Raw genomic sequence first — 14,622 nt, forward strand, 5'->3', positions numbered from 1 at the left:
GAGAAGCGGCTATTTTATGGAAAATTATGAAATGTGCAATCTGATTAAGGGAAAGATTGAGAGAAAAATATAATTATTAGATAAAAGAATTTGGCGTCCCTACGGGGATTCGAACCCCGGTTACCGCCGTGAAAGGGCGATGTCCTAGGCCTCTAGACGATAGGGACAGATGAGGCAACACAAAATGTTTGGTGGAGCCAAGCAGGATCGAACTGCTGACCTCTACAATGCCATTGTAGCGCTCTACCAACTGAGCTATGACCCCAGTTTGTGTGAGCGCAATATTAGGTGGATTACGCTCACACGTCAATGATTAAACGGACTTAAGTCTCACTATTTGCATCATTTTTCGGCAATTTTAGTGATTCATTTAACTTTTCCCACACTTTCAGTTCTTTCTTGCTAGGCGCACCTACGATCTCTAGAGCATGGCGTAGTCGAGCAAAAGTTAAATCTGGACCCAAAGTCACCATCGCTTGCATCACAGGAGTAGAACTTGTTGAACCTGCTATTGCAATAAAGAAAGCAGGCATGAAATCACGTAGTTTGATTTCCATTTGATTTGCCAAATCCATCAAAATTTGACTGACAGTTTCATTGTTCCATGTGAACTGGCTTTCTAAGCGCCAAATCGCAAATTGCAGGCTTTGACGGACTTGTTCTTCAGTCAATTTCTTGCTTTCAAACTGCTCTTTGTTGATTTGAGGCATATGGTTGAAATAGAAACCTGCCCAATTAACAGCTTCAGACAAAAGATTAATACGTGGCTGAATCGCCGCTGCAATATCTTCAAGTGTTTGGCGATCAGACTTCCACGTCAACAAACGAGCAAGGAGTTGTCCTGGTGTTAATGATTTGATCCATTGACCATTAAGCCAATTGAGTTTTTCTACATCAAAAATTGGTCCACCAAGTGAAACACGCTGCACATCAAAGTTTTCAATCATATCTTGTAGAGTAAAGACTTCACGTTCGTCAGGCATAGACCAACCCATGCGCCCTAAATAGTTGAGCAACGCCTCTGGCAATACACCAATGTCACGATAGTAGTTGATAGATGTTGGATTTTTACGTTTAGAGAGCTTTGACTTATCTGGATTACGAAGTAAAGGCATGTGACAAAGCGTTGGCATGTCCCAACCAAAGTATTGGTAAAGCAATTGGTGCTTAGGTGCAGATGGTAGCCATTCTTCACCACGTAAAACGTGAGTGATTTCCATTAAATGGTCATCAACAACATTTGCAAGGTGGTAGGTTGGTAAGCCATCAGTTTTCAATAGCACTTGCATGTCTACTTGTGCCCAAGGAATTTCAACTTCACCACGTAATAGGTCATTGATTTTACAGACACCCTCTTCTGGAACTTTCATGCGAATGACATGAGGTTCACCAGCTGCAAGACGACGTTGTACTTCTTCTTGAGTTAATTTTAAACCACGACCATCATATTTAGGTGTTTCACCACGTGCTTGTTGTTCAGCACGCATTTGGTCGAGTTCTTCTGCTGTCGCAAAACAGTAAAAAGCATGACCTTTTTCCACTAATTCAAGTGCGTACTGTTTGTAGATACCCATACGTTCTGATTGGCGATACGGTGCATGTGGTCCACCAACATCAGGACCTTCTGACCAGTTAAGTCCAAGCCAACGTAAAGAATCTAAAATCATTTTTTCAGATTCTGGAGTTGAACGAAGTTGATCCGTATCTTCGATGCGTAAAATAAACTCACCGCCATGCTGTTTCGCAAAGCATAGGTTAAAGAGAGCAATATATGCAGTTCCTACATGAGGGAAACCAGTAGGAGAGGGAGCAATACGAGTACGGACTTTCATAAGTGATCGAATTTAAAATTAGAATTGAAACTATTATAACGAAAAAGCCTAGTCACGGAATGACTAGGCGCATTTAAACATGTTAGGGGTTACATATTTAAAGAATTAAGAATTATGCGGTTGGAAAATGGTTTGAACAAAGCGTGAAAAACGTTCGTGCTGTGTAGCAAAGAAGTTTTGCGTTGGTGTTGTACGAATCGTATTCAACATTTTAAGTTCATCATTGCTTGACGGGATCATCGATGTATTACGTTTTTGCTGATCCAGTGCTTTGACAATTAAAGAAGAAGATTTGTCTACAGTTTTTATGTTGTTGCTTTCTTTGATAGCAGCAGCGTGTCCCATTTGTACTGAACAGGCTAAAAATAGGCTTAAGCACATTGTTTTTTTCAATTTTAATGCTCGCATTGCTAACATCCCCTTATTACTTCCGAGTCTACAAGACTAACTAAACAACTATACTATTGCTTTAATGATACGATTCAAACATAAATCTTAATAAAAAAGTAGAACTACGTCACACTTTTTACAAAAAAGATAAACTTCCAGTAAATTTCTACTCAATATTTATAGCCTTGTGGCTAGTTTGTGTGCAAGTCAAATTTAGCAAGCAAATATGTAGAAAACGTGAAGAACATTCAATTTTAAATAAGCTAATACGATTCTTCATCTAAATGTATAGATCAAAATGATTTAGATTAAAAACTGAATAATAAAGAAGAAAACATTATAACTGATTGATTGTAAAATATATTTATTAAAATATAGTGCTATAAATAGTAAAAATAAGGTTGTTATAAATATGAAGCGTGTATTCACATCAGTTGCATTGATATTTGGATTATGGGGGAGTGCCCATGCAGCAACTTCTTTCTTGAATGTGTCTTATGATCCAACACGTGAATTTTATCAAGAATATAATCAAGCTTTTGGTAAATACTGGAAAAGTAAAACAGGGCAAGACGTCGAATTTAAGCAATCACATGGTGGATCGGGCAAGCAAGCACGCTCTGTGATTGATGGCTTACAGGCCGATGTTGTAACTTTGGCATTAGCTAATGATATCGATGAGATTGCGAATGCAGGATTAATTCGAAAAGATTGGCAAAAACAGTTTAAAAATAATTCTGCACCTTATACCTCAACTGTTGTTTTTTTAGTCCGAAAAGGTAATCCCAAAAATATTCGTGATTGGAATGATTTGACCCGAGAAGGAGTTGAAATCATCACTCCAAATCCTAAAACTGGTGGTGCTCCACGTTGGATTTATTTATCTGCTTGGGGATATGCTTTAAAACAGCCGAATGGAAATGATGCCAAAGCTCGTGAGTTGGTAAAAAAACTTTATCAAAATGTCAAAGTTTTAGACTCAGGTGCTCGAGGCTCATTAACAACCTTCGCAGAGCGTGGAATTGGAGATGTATTGTTATCATGGGAAAATGAAGCACTTTTAGCGACACAAGGGTTAGGCAAAGACAAATTCGAAATTGTTTATCCATCTATTTCGATCTTGGCGGAACCTTCAGTTGCGATCGTTGATAAAACGGTGGAAAAGGATGGTAATCGTAATTTAGCGCGTGGATATCTCAATTTCCTTTATTCACCCCTAGGACAAGAGTTAGCTGCAAAACATTATTTCCGCCCGAGAAATCCACAGGTCGCTACGAAATATGCAAAACAGTTTCCAAAGATCAAATTATTTAATATTCAGGATGTCTTTGGAGGTTGGGCAAAGGCGCAAAAAACTCATTTTGTGAATGGGGCGATTTTTGATCAGATTTATGCTGAGAAACCTTAGCTCAATAAAGTTATATCAGCTCTCTAGTTAGTCGTGAAAAGCAAATATGTCGTGTATTTGCTTTTTTATTGGATGAAAAATGACAAGAAAACGGTTTTATCTATGGAAAGTTAAGAATTCTCTACAAAAAGTCGTTTGGTACTGGCATAAAACAAGGTGATAATGTGCAGTTACATTTTTAGCTGTTGATTCATTTCTTATGTCGCATATTTCTGTCTTACTTCATGAAACCGTTGATGGCGTATTGGCAGGTCGCGATACTGGCATTTATGTTGATGCCACGTTCGGTCGAGGTGGTCATACTAAACTTTTGCTTTCTAAATTAGATCAAAATGCACGAGTTTATGCATTTGATAAAGATCCTCAAGCGCTAGAAGTTGCTGCGCAATTAGAACAAGAAGATCCACGTTTTAAAATTATTCATGCGAGTTTTGCTGATCTTCAATCTGAATTAGCGAATATTGGGATTACTGAAGTCGATGGCGTTATGGCAGATCTTGGAGTTTCTTCTCCTCAGTTAGATCAAGCAGAGCGTGGCTTCAGTTTTATGCAAAATGGACCATTGGATATGCGTATGGATAATTCAAAAGGTCCTACAGCAGCCGAGTGGTTACTAGAAATTGAAGAAGAAAAATTAGCGAATATTATTTATCAATATGGTGAAGAGCGTTATAGCCGCCGTATTGCTAAAGCGATTAAACAAGCAGGTGAGCTTACAACTACTGCACAATTAGCCGAATTGGTGAAAACTGCACATCCTAAATGGGAGAAGCATAAGCATCCTGCAACACGGACTTTTCAGGCAATCCGTATCGCAATTAACAAAGAACTAGAAGATATTGAGATATTTTTGCCGCAAGCTGTAGAATTACTCAAACCTAAAGGACAGTTGGCTGTGATTAGCTTCCATTCTTTAGAAGACCGCTTAATTAAGCAGTTTATCCAAAAAGAATCTACTTTAGCGGAGGATACGGGCTGGGGTATGCCTCAAGCTCAGATTGATACCCGTCGTTTGAAGAAGGTTTCTCGAATTCGTGCGAGTGAAGCAGAAGTAAAAGCAAATCCTCGTTCGCGTAGTGCTTGGTTGCGCGTGGCAGAGCGCTTAGAAAAGAAAGGCTAACAATGAACAACAAAAATGATGACGAAGTTGTATCGAACACCAAAAAAGGTCTAAAAAAAGTTGTTGTTTATGCGGTGTTAGTTGCATCAGTATTTATCAGCGCCATGATGGTGGTATTTCAGGTGTTCGAATATCGACATGATTATCGTGACCTGAGTGCTTATATGCGTGAAAGAGATGATTTAAATGCTGAATGGGGGCGTTTGCTGATCGAGCAACAAACCTTTGGTGCAACTGCACAGATTGGTTCACGTGCAGTAACGCAATTGCGTATGTTTTCACCTCCAGCTGCGCAAACCGTTGTGATTTCTTTACCTATGACTACAAAGCAAGATAAATAAGGCATGCTGTATGGCAGATAAGCGAAGTAAACCAATACGTAAAAAACAGCAGTCTATCTCAGAAAAGCCAACTTTAGCTTTGGATATGTGGCGCTTTTACCTGCTTTGGGGAACGGTGCTACTGTGCTTTGTTGTCTTGGTTGCGCGTGCATTTTATGTGCAGGTCGTTAATAAAGACTTTTTACAAAATAAAGCCAATGCCAATATTTTGCGGACTGAACGCCTAGAAGCAATGCGAGGTGTGATTAGTGATCGTCATGGTGTGCCTTTGGCGATTAGCACACCCATCATGAAAATTGTGATTGATCCACGTGATTATTGGGAGGCGAAGCATCTTTATGATGAAATTACAGCTGAACTCCAAAAAGACCCAACTAATCGTAAACTCAAGCGCCAGCTACCTGATAAAAACTTAAATTTAGATGAATTAGCAGATGCTGTTGGTATTGATCGTAAAGATTTAAGAAAGCAGATGAATGATCGACCTCGTTCACGCTATTTAGTTTTACAAAAAGAAATTCCACCTCAACAAGCTGATTTAATTGTTAAGCGCAATTTTCAGGGTGTTTATGCTGAGAAAAGTTATAAGCGTTACTATCCACAACCTCAACCCAATGCGCAAATTATTGGTTTAACCAATAGTGAAGGTAAAGGGATTGAAGGCTTAGAGATGCAACTAAATAAGCAATTATCTGGAATGGATGGTGAGCAGAAAATCATCCGTGATAAAAAAGGTAATCGCTTAAAAGTTTCAGAAGTTATCAAAGAAGTTGAGTCTGGTGAAAATATCACACTAAGCATTGACTCTCGCCTACAGTACATCATGTATCGGGAATTGACTGCAGCAGGTGTTGCCAATAATGCACGTTCTGCGACGGCAATCGCTGTAGATGTAAAAACGGGTGAAATCTTGGCAATGACTAGTTGGCCGTCTTATAACCCGAATGATAAAAATGGTTTAGCCAATAAAGATGCGATGCGTAACCGTGGTGCGATCGATATGTTCGAACCGGGTTCAACGATGAAACCTTTTACGGTTGCCGCAGCATTAGAAAGTGGTAAATACACACCAAATACGATTGTAAATACTGCGCCAGGAACCATGCGTTTAGGTTGGCATACCATTCGTGATACCCATAATTATGGTGCTTTAACACTGACAGGTATTATTGTTAAATCTTCTAACGTTGGTTCCGCAAAATTAGCGCTATCTCTGCCTAAAGACGCTCTGCCTTCATTTTTCCGTCGTGTTGGATTTGGTCATCGTTCCGACGTTAAATTCCCTGGTGAGAGTGCAGGTTTACTTTATTCTGGAGATAAATTAAACCCTTCTCAATTAGGAACCATGGCTTATGGTTACGGGTTGAATGCGACTATTTTGCAGTTAGCTCAAGGCTATGCAATGTTGGCAAATCATGGGGTTGAAATGCCACTCAGTCTGCGTAAGTTAGACAAAGCACCTGAAGGAAAACAGGTGCTTGATCCTAAAATTGCAGATCAAGTTTTGTTGATGTTAGAGCAGGTGACGATGCCAGGTGGTACTGCATTACAAGCCAACATTCCAGGATATCGTGTTGGTGGTAAAACAGGTACAGCACATAAATTACGTGCAGACCGTAAAGGTTATTCCAATAATGAATATCGTGCCTTGTTTGCAGGTGTTGCACCAGTCAGTGATCCTCGGCTTGCTATGATTATTGTCGTTGAGAATCCACAGGGACGCTATTATGGTGGCCTTGTTGCTGCTCCTGTTTTTGCTCGAATTATGCAGGAGTCATTGCGCTTATTAAACGTTCCTTTAGATAAACCTCTTGATACTCCACAAAATCCAATCCGTAGGTAGATTATGTCGATTACTTTTCAGCAGATACACCCAGTTAATATCGATGCGGTTTGGGTTTCACAGCCATTCAATGGCTTTTGTTTGGATAGCCGCAAGGTCGCCTCTGGGCAGATCTTTATCGCACTAAATAGCTATAGCCAACCTGAAAAGACCATTGAGTTTGCCCAAAAGGCTCTAGATTCAGGTGCGTTGGCTGTGATTAGCGAAAGTGCTTTAGGCTTAAAGAATGAGTGGGTGTGTCCTCAAGTACGTTACTTGATGGGTGAATGGCAAAAGCAGTATCTACAGGCCTGTGAGCCTGTACAAGCATTGCGGGGCGTTGCTGTAACGGGAACAAATGGCAAAACAACAATTTCACGTTTGGTGGCTGAGTTAATTAGTTCTCAAGGTTTGGGGTGTGCTGTCATGGGAACGACGGGTAATGGGATTTTACCTAATCTCACACCATCAACACATACGACCTTGGATGCTTTGCAGTTGCAAACGGCATTACATGACTATGCACAGCAAGGTGCGAAATTTGTTGCGCTTGAAGCGAGTTCTCATGGTCTAGAGCAAGGTCGTTTAAATGGTTGTGATATCGAAATTGCCGTATACAGTAATTTGAGTCGAGATCATTTGGATTACCATGGCACTTTAGAGGCTTATGCCGAAGCTAAAGCATCGTTATTTAAATTTGCTACTTTAAAAGCAGTAGTGATTAATCTAGACGATCAATATGCTTCTATTATGCTAAAAGCAGCAAAAAATAACCCTTCACAACCTAAAATTCTAACTTATTCTTTAACTCAAACTTCTGCTGATTATCATATTGCTGATTTACAGTATCGTCTGAGTGGGGCAAGTTTCACGCTGATCAGCCCTGTTGGAAGTTATGCGGTAAATAGTCCATTGCTGGGTCAGTTCAATGTTGAAAATCTTTTAGCCAGTTTAATTGCAGCAGAGTATGCAGGTTTTGATCTTGCTGACTTAGTGAAATTTGTGCCAGAACTAAAAGGTGCACCTGGTCGTATGCAGGTGATCCAAGACCATGAACGTTTATTTGTGGTGGATTATGCGCATACACCTGATGCATTGATTCAAGTGTTGACCACTTTGAAGCGTCACGTCACAGGTCAACTTTGGGCTGTTTTTGGTTGTGGTGGAGACCGAGATCGAGGAAAGCGCCCACTGATGACACAGGCAGCCCTTGATCATGCCAATCCAGTAGTACTGACTTCAGATAATCCTCGAACTGAGAATCCAGAACAAATTTTTGCTGATATGAAGCATGGTGTTGATTTTGATGGTCATCAAATAGATGAAATTCATGATCGCCGTGAGGCAATTAAATTTGTGGTCAAGCAAGCACAGGCAGGCGATATTGTTGTGATTGCGGGCAAAGGACATGAAAATTATCAAGAAATCGATGGTGTAAGACATTGGTTTGATGATGTGGTTGAAGTACAGTCAGCAATCGCTGCACAATCACATGTTTTAGATTCAGCTTATCCTGCGCAATAGGGAATATTATGCATACCTCCACGACCAGTACCGTTCCATTAGAGCCTTGGACTCCAGAACAATTACAAGAAGCAACTCAAGGTGAATGGCTTCATGGCAATATTCCTCAAGGTGCAATAAAGCGGATTTTGACGGATTCACGTCATGCAGAAGTTGGTGATGTATTTCTTGCGCTGAAAGGTGAGCGTTTTGATGCTCATGATTTTGTGGCTCAGGTTGCGACTCAAGGCTGTCAAATTGCGATTGTAGAACGTCCCATAGATGTTGATATTGCGCAATTAGTTGTTAAAGATACACGTTTAGCCTTAGGTGATCTAGGAACCTATCGTCGTAAACAGAATACACATCTGAAAGTGATTGCATTGACTGGAAGTAGTGGAAAGACAACAACTAAGGAAATGCTCGGGAGTATTCTCTCTCGTTTAGCACCGACGTTGATTACACGTGGCAATTTAAATAACGATTTGGGTGTCCCAATGATGTTGCTTGAATTGCGTAAAGAACATCAATACGCGGTTATGGAATTAGGTGCCAGTCACCAAGGTGAGATTGATTATACGTCTAATTTGGTTCAACCTCATGTCGCAGGAATCCTAAACATTGGTACTGCACATTTAGGTGAATTTGGAGGGCGTGAAGGAATCTGTCGTGCTAAATCTGAGATCTATGCGCACATTTTACCTCAAGGAGTGGCGATCGTTCCTGCTGCTGATGATTTTACTGCCGACATTAGAAATAGTGCTCAAGCACACTCAAATTTAAGCTTTGGTCAAGGTGGTGATGTTTACGCGACTGAGATCGAATTAAAGCCTCAATCTGTTCGATTTAATTTACATACCCCACAAGGTCAGCGTGTAGTTAATTTACCTTTTGCTGGTGAGCATAATGTTCAAAATGCAACGGCAGCTACAGCCTTTGCTTTGGCAATTGGTATCGAACTAGATGATATCGTAGAGGGTTTGGAACAGGCTCAGGGTGCGAAAGGGCGTTTGAATTTTATTCAACATCAAAACCATTTGTTCATCGATGACACTTATAATGCGAATCCTACTTCAATGCGTGCTGCTGCCCAAGTGCTTTTGCAACAACAAGGCCTCAAGGTCATGGTCATGGGTGATATCGGTGAGTTAGGTGATAGTAGTTGGCAAGAGCATCATGATTTAGGTCTCGATTTAGCTGCTTTAGCCTTGGATCAAATTGTTGTAGTGGGTGAATATGCAAATGCCGCATTACAAGGTTCATCCCACTCAGAAAAATTACACGCCTTTGCGACACAAGCAGAAGCGTTACCATTTTTAATTCAATTAATTCAAACACATCAACCCCAGTCAATGAGTTTCCTCTTTAAAGGGTCTCGTTTTACCCACATGGAAACGTTGATGGCTGATTTGATGGAGAAAATCTAAATGTTGTTATGGTTATTTGAGCAACTGGCGGGCTATAACAGCTCATTTCAGGTTGTTCGTTATTTAACATTACGCTCGTTATTGAGCGTGTTAACTGCGCTTATGATTGGTTTGGTTTTAGGACCAATCATGATACGCAAGCTACAAGCTTTGAAATATGGTCAGGCAGTTAGCTCGTTTGCTCCAGAAAACCATGCTAAAAAAATGGGTACGCCTACGATGGGGGGAATCCTGATTCTGCTTTCAATTGGGATCAGTACGCTATTGTGGGCTGATCTTTCAAATCCTTATGTTTGGATTGTCCTAGGTGTCATGGTTGTCTTTGGTGCTGTTGGTTGGGCTGATGACTGGATTAAAATCCGTTATAAAGATAACGCTGGTTTGCCTGCTCGTAAGAAGTTCTTTTGGACTTCGGTTGCATCTTTAGGAGCAGGTGTTGCGTTGTATGTTATTGCAAAGCAACAAGATAGTGTTGTGCATACAGCAAATATGCTGGATTTGCTTATTCCGTTTTTTAAGAATCTTTCGATCCCACTTTCAGTTGTTCCTTTTGGATTAGCATTCATTGTATTTACTTATTTGGTCATCAATGGAGCGTCGAATGCAGTTAATCTAACTGATGGATTAGATGGATTAGCGATTATGCCAGTTGTTATGGTTGCTGCAGGTTTAGGCGTGTTTGCTTATTTGTCTGGTGACATTCGTTTTGCCAATTATTTGCATATTCCGTATGTAAAATATACTTCGGAACTCGTGGTGATCTGTTCAGCAATGATCGGTGCTGGCTTAGCTTTCCTTTGGTATAATGCGCACCCTGCACAAGTCTTTATGGGTGATGTAGGAGCATTAGCACTAGGCGCAATGTTGGGTACAATTGCTGTGATGGTTCGACAAGAAATTGTTTTTGCTATTATGGGTGGTGTTTTCGTAATGGAAGCTGTTTCAGTTTTCTTGCAAATCGGATCCTTACGCATGCGGAATAAGCGTGTGTTCTTGATGGCACCTTTACACCATCATTATGAAAAGCAAGGTTGGAAAGAAACGCAAGTTGTTATCCGTTTCTGGATTATTACGATTTTCCTCGTTGTATTAGGGTTGATGACGTTAAAATTACGTTAAGCGAAAATTCACAAAAAAGCTGGTGGATACCAGCTTTTTTTTTGGAGAAAATAAATGAGTTTGCTGATGTGTCCTGTCTGTCGACACTCATTGGATTTGGTTGAAAACTCATGGCGATGTGAAAATGGACATCATTATGATGTTGCTAAGCAAGGCTATGTCAATTTGCATGTGGTACAGCATAAACATAGTAAAAGCCCAGGGGATACAGCAGAATCAGTTTTGGCTAGACGTGAATTCTTGCAAAAAGGTTTTTATGCACCTCTTCAAAACGCTGTTGTTGAGTTGCTACAAACATTGCAGCCCAGTTCTATTTTGGATATTGGGTGTGGTGAAGGCTATTACACAAGTGCAATGCAAGGTTGTGCAAAAGTCTGTATCGGTGTTGATATTGCAAAAACAGCAGTACAACGAGCTGCAAAACTGAATAATAAAGTCACATGGGTTGTTGGCACAGGTGCTACATTGCCAGTGAGGGACTCTGTAATTGATGTTTGTAGCAGTCTTTTTAGTCCCATCCCGCAAAGTGAAATTGGGCGGGTATTAAAACCAGAAGGATATTTGATTGTAGTAACGCCTGCACCGAAGCACTTGTTTGCATTGCGAGAAGCATTATTTGAACAAGTGAATTTGCATGAACCACAAAAATTCGTTGATCAGTTAAATGATGAATTTGATTTAAAGCAAGCACAGGTTATAGAAGCGCCACTGCGATTAGAACAACAAGATTTGAAGAATCTTATTGCGATGACTCCATATGCATATAAGGCAAATCCTGAGCGTAGAGCCCAATCAGAACAGCAAAATGTATTTGAGGTTACGGCTGCTTTTCAGATTTATTTATTTCAGAAAATAAAGAAGCCATCAAATTGATGGCTTCGAATGAATTATTGTATTTGATTAATTAGGTTTTCAATTCCATCTCGTTCCTTTTTAGGCGCGGGGTTTTGTGAATCATTATTCATTGGAGGTGGTTGTCTATTTGCTGGAACAATAATTTGTTCTTCACCTGAAGCATTTGTTCCTGGTAAATCAGAAAAATCATTCTCAACCGAGCGTGTTTGTGGTGTTGGTTCTGGGCGATACAGTGGTCGAGCCAATGGTGGAGCGGCGCGATACTCTTTTTTATCTTCAGTTGATTGGATCTGTAATTTATCTCGTGAAATTGGATCTTTAGCATTTTTATCTAAATGTACCCATGACGATGGTGTGTCTTTGAGTGCATTTGCCATAAAAGTTGTCCAAATTGGTAGGGCTGCAACGCCACCGTATTCTCTACGACCTAATGTGCGTGGCTGATCAAAACCAACCCAAGCTACCGCAACTAACTTTCCATTAAAACCTGCGAACCAAGCATCTTTTGCATCATTGGTTGTACCTGTTTTACCGCCTAAATCATCACGACCAATTTTAAGCGCTGCACGACCCGTACCATGTTGAATTACATCGCGTAAGATATTTGCCATATCATATGCTGAACTTGATTTTAATATACGTTGAGCTTGACGATAATCGCTATTGGTTTTGGTGTCGACTGCAGAAGTCGTTGTTTGTGCATCTGAAGCTGCGAGTGCATCATCTAAAGATTCATTGGTGATCTCTTTGGTTTTAGCTTCTTCTGCAGCTTGTTGTTCTGCATAAGCATTTGGATTGTTGATACATGGGATGCAGGCATATTCAGGTTTTGCCTCATAAATAACTTTACCTGTTGCATCTTCAATACGTTTGATGAAATGTGGTTGAATTCGATACCCACCATTTGCAAAAGTGGCATAACCAGTAGCCATTTGAATTGGTAATACCTGCGGTGTACCTAAGGCAATTGTGTAGTTGCGAGGAATCTGTTCTTCTTCTAAACCAAAGTCCATAAACAGCTGTCTAGCTCGTTCAATTCCTACATTTTGCAATAAACGAACCGAGACCGTATTTCGAGAAAGGTAAAGCGCACGACGTAGAGGGATCATCCCAAGATAGCGTCCATCAGAGTTCTTTGGTGACCATTTCCCAATACGGATCGGGCTATCATTTACCATGCTATAGGGTGTCATACCTCGTTCTAAAGCGAGTGCATAAACAAAAGGTTTAATGGTCGAACCAGGTTGTCTCCAGCCTTGCACAGCACGGTTAAATTTCGATTGATAAAAATTATATCCGCCAACGACTGCTTCAATTGAGCCATCATTTGGGTTTAAAGCGATTAATTGCCCTTGAACTTTTGGAACTTGGACCAGTGACCAGGCTGATTTATCTTCATTAGGACGCAAGCGGATAATGTCCTTTACCTTTACAATTTGGGATGCACGAGAAGGCGCACCACCAACGCTATTCGCATTGCGATAAGGACGTGCCCATGACATGCCAGACCAATTTACGGTGACAGTCGAGCCATCTTGCATCAAAGCTTCAAATGAATTGGTATTTACTTTGGTTACTTGCGCTGGAAAAGTATTTGCATATGCCATAAATTGATTAAGTGGTTTGTCGTGATCTTCAGGACCACGCCAGCCATGTCGTCGATCATAGGCCTCTAAACCATCTTGAATGGATTGTTCTGCGAATTTTTGTTTGTTGCTATCAATTGTTGTGTAAACTTTATAACCAGAATCAATCGCTTGTTCACCAAAATGTTCTACGAGTTCAGAACGAACCATTTCACCTACGTAAGGATGAACATTACTCACAGAGCGATCAATCATATTGAGATTGATCGGTTCGGCAACTGCTTTTTGATACTGTGATTGATTGATGTAACCTAGCTGTAACATTCGACCTAAAATCCAGTTACGGCGCTCTAAAGCACGTTCAGGATTTACGACTGGATTATATTTCGATGGTGCCTTAGGTAAACCAGCAATCATCGCCATTTGAGCGATACTAAGTTGATCTAAATTTTTGTTGTAATAAATTCTGGCTGCCGCAGCAATTCCATAGGCATTTTTACCTAAAAATATCTTATTTACATATGAACTTAGGATTTCTTGTTTGGTTAGATTTTGCTCTATTTTTCGTGCTAAAAATACTTCGGTAAGCTTACGCTTAAGTGTCCTTTCAGGGCTTAAATAATAGTTTTTCGCAACCTGCATGGTGATTGTTGAACCGCCAGTTTGTACGTCAGAACCTGTAATTGATTCAGTGAGTGCTCGACCTAAGCCTTTGAAACTAATGCCATTATGTTCAAAAAAAGAGGAGTCTTCCGCTGCTAAAAAAGCATGAATAAATGTAGGGGGGATTTGCTCATATTGAACTGGAATGGATAGCTTCCCACCATATTCTGCAATTAACTTATTATCAGCTGTATACACCTGTAATGGCTTCAATAATGGCGCTTTTTTAAGAGAACTCATATCTGGCAAAGAGGGTGCTAGATAGAGATACATGCCATAAAAACCCATTGGAAGTGAGACTAAGATAATAATAAGCATCAAAAAAAATGGGCGAACAATGCCAGAACTGGATAGCTTTTTCATAATAAGTAAGTTTTAATAAGAGCGAATGGCAAACTAATTGTGGTCAGTATATCCTTTAGACATACGGATTGTTAGATGAGATTAGGACTTACGCATTGACAGATTCAAAAAAGTATTAAAATGCTTTATAAAGTATCTGTGATTAGACGAATTAAACATGCTTCTACAGCAACCTGTACTCTACCCATTTATA

General features: G+C 40.2%; 11 protein-coding genes and 2 tRNA genes. 8 read left to right on the forward strand and 5 right to left on the reverse strand.

Annotation, left to right across the window (positions count from 1 at the left end):
* Positions 1 to 91: 91 nt before the first annotated feature.
* From ACSC97_RS10245 to ACSC97_RS10260, 4 genes are all read right to left on the reverse strand, one after another.
* Positions 92 to 167 (reverse strand) — tRNA-Glu (locus ACSC97_RS10245).
* Between the two features lie 22 nt (positions 168 to 189).
* A tRNA-Ala gene (locus ACSC97_RS10250) sits at positions 190 to 265 on the reverse strand.
* A 58-nt stretch (positions 266 to 323) separates the two neighbouring features.
* Positions 324 to 1,832 carry a glutamate--tRNA ligase gene (gltX, locus tag ACSC97_RS10255; RefSeq protein WP_129261448.1) on the reverse strand — a complete coding sequence of 503 codons (1,509 nt, stop codon included), beginning with the start codon at positions 1,830 to 1,832 and terminating at the stop codon, positions 324 to 326.
* 105 nt (positions 1,833 to 1,937) lie between these two features.
* Positions 1,938 to 2,177 carry a DUF4179 domain-containing protein gene (locus tag ACSC97_RS10260; RefSeq protein ID WP_371863821.1) on the reverse strand — a complete coding sequence of 80 codons (240 nt, stop codon included), beginning with the start codon at positions 2,175 to 2,177 and terminating at the stop codon, positions 1,938 to 1,940.
* A 457-nt stretch (positions 2,178 to 2,634) separates the two neighbouring features.
* Here ACSC97_RS10260 and ACSC97_RS10265 point away from each other — a divergent pair, with 457 nt between their 5' ends.
* The 8 genes from ACSC97_RS10265 (at position 2,635) to ACSC97_RS10300 (ending at position 11,835) form a co-directional block, all read left to right on the forward strand.
* Positions 2,635 to 3,630 carry a sulfate ABC transporter substrate-binding protein gene (locus ACSC97_RS10265; protein WP_336949204.1) on the forward strand — a complete coding sequence of 332 codons (996 nt, stop codon included), beginning with the start codon at positions 2,635 to 2,637 and terminating at the stop codon, positions 3,628 to 3,630.
* Positions 3,631 to 3,829: 199 nt separating this feature from the next.
* On the forward strand, positions 3,830 to 4,750 hold the full coding sequence (rsmH, locus tag ACSC97_RS10270) for a 16S rRNA (cytosine(1402)-N(4))-methyltransferase RsmH (RefSeq protein ID WP_039046934.1): 921 nt from the start codon (positions 3,830 to 3,832) through the stop codon (positions 4,748 to 4,750).
* 2 nt (positions 4,751 to 4,752) lie between these two features.
* Positions 4,753 to 5,091 (forward strand): cell division protein FtsL, encoded by a 339-nt coding sequence (gene ftsL / locus ACSC97_RS10275; protein ID WP_004951532.1) that lies wholly within the window; start codon positions 4,753 to 4,755, stop codon positions 5,089 to 5,091.
* Between the two features lie 10 nt (positions 5,092 to 5,101).
* A complete protein-coding gene (gene ftsI / locus ACSC97_RS10280) occupies positions 5,102 to 6,934 on the forward strand; it encodes a penicillin-binding protein PBP3 (protein WP_004964619.1) in 1,833 nt (610 codons plus the stop codon).
* A gap of 3 nt (positions 6,935 to 6,937) precedes the next feature.
* Entirely contained in the window at positions 6,938 to 8,437 is a 1,500-nt protein-coding gene (locus ACSC97_RS10285) for a UDP-N-acetylmuramoyl-L-alanyl-D-glutamate--2,6-diaminopimelate ligase (RefSeq protein ID WP_436660805.1), read from the forward strand.
* An 8-nt stretch (positions 8,438 to 8,445) separates the two neighbouring features.
* Positions 8,446 to 9,843, forward strand: coding sequence for a UDP-N-acetylmuramoyl-tripeptide--D-alanyl-D-alanine ligase (locus ACSC97_RS10290; protein ID WP_436660807.1), 1,398 nt, complete (start codon positions 8,446 to 8,448; stop codon positions 9,841 to 9,843).
* Complete coding sequence (gene mraY, locus ACSC97_RS10295) at positions 9,844 to 10,962, forward strand: phospho-N-acetylmuramoyl-pentapeptide-transferase (protein WP_004909640.1); 1,119 nt, start codon at positions 9,844 to 9,846, stop codon at positions 10,960 to 10,962.
* A 54-nt stretch (positions 10,963 to 11,016) separates the two neighbouring features.
* Positions 11,017 to 11,835 (forward strand): putative RNA methyltransferase, encoded by an 819-nt coding sequence (locus tag ACSC97_RS10300; protein WP_436660810.1) that lies wholly within the window; start codon positions 11,017 to 11,019, stop codon positions 11,833 to 11,835.
* A gap of 14 nt (positions 11,836 to 11,849) precedes the next feature.
* On the opposite strand, the gene ponA is transcribed toward ACSC97_RS10300, so the two are convergent.
* Positions 11,850 to 14,429 carry a penicillin-binding protein PBP1a gene (gene ponA, locus ACSC97_RS10305; RefSeq protein ID WP_436660812.1) on the reverse strand — a complete coding sequence of 860 codons (2,580 nt, stop codon included), beginning with the start codon at positions 14,427 to 14,429 and terminating at the stop codon, positions 11,850 to 11,852.
* Between the last annotated feature and the right edge of the window lie 193 nt (positions 14,430 to 14,622).

The sequence above is a fragment of the Acinetobacter sp. P1(2025) genome, from assembly GCF_051390655.1.
In the GTDB taxonomy this organism is placed as follows: domain Bacteria; phylum Pseudomonadota; class Gammaproteobacteria; order Pseudomonadales; family Moraxellaceae; genus Acinetobacter; species Acinetobacter junii.

Bases quoted from the DNA above. Each gene is read 5' to 3' on its own strand.
- ACSC97_RS10285 (WP_436660805.1), top strand. From the start codon at position 6,938: ATGTCGATTACTTTTCAGCAGATACACCCAGTTAATATCGATGCGGTT.
- ftsL (WP_004951532.1), top strand. From the start codon at position 4,753: ATGAACAACAAAAATGATGACGAAGTTGTATCGAACACCAAAAAAGGT.
- ACSC97_RS10265 (WP_336949204.1), top strand. From the start codon at position 2,635: ATGAAGCGTGTATTCACATCAGTTGCATTGATATTTGGATTATGGGGG.
- ponA (WP_436660812.1), bottom strand. From the start codon at position 14,429: ATGAAAAAGCTATCCAGTTCTGGCATTGTTCGCCCATTTTTTTTGATG.
- rsmH (WP_039046934.1), top strand. From the start codon at position 3,830: ATGTCGCATATTTCTGTCTTACTTCATGAAACCGTTGATGGCGTATTG.
- ftsI (WP_004964619.1), top strand. From the start codon at position 5,102: ATGGCAGATAAGCGAAGTAAACCAATACGTAAAAAACAGCAGTCTATC.
- ACSC97_RS10290 (WP_436660807.1), top strand. From the start codon at position 8,446: ATGCATACCTCCACGACCAGTACCGTTCCATTAGAGCCTTGGACTCCA.
- ACSC97_RS10260 (WP_371863821.1), bottom strand. From the start codon at position 2,177: ATGGGACACGCTGCTGCTATCAAAGAAAGCAACAACATAAAAACTGTA.
- ACSC97_RS10300 (WP_436660810.1), top strand. From the start codon at position 11,017: ATGAGTTTGCTGATGTGTCCTGTCTGTCGACACTCATTGGATTTGGTT.
- mraY (WP_004909640.1), top strand. From the start codon at position 9,844: ATGTTGTTATGGTTATTTGAGCAACTGGCGGGCTATAACAGCTCATTT.
- gltX (WP_129261448.1), bottom strand. From the start codon at position 1,832: ATGAAAGTCCGTACTCGTATTGCTCCCTCTCCTACTGGTTTCCCTCAT.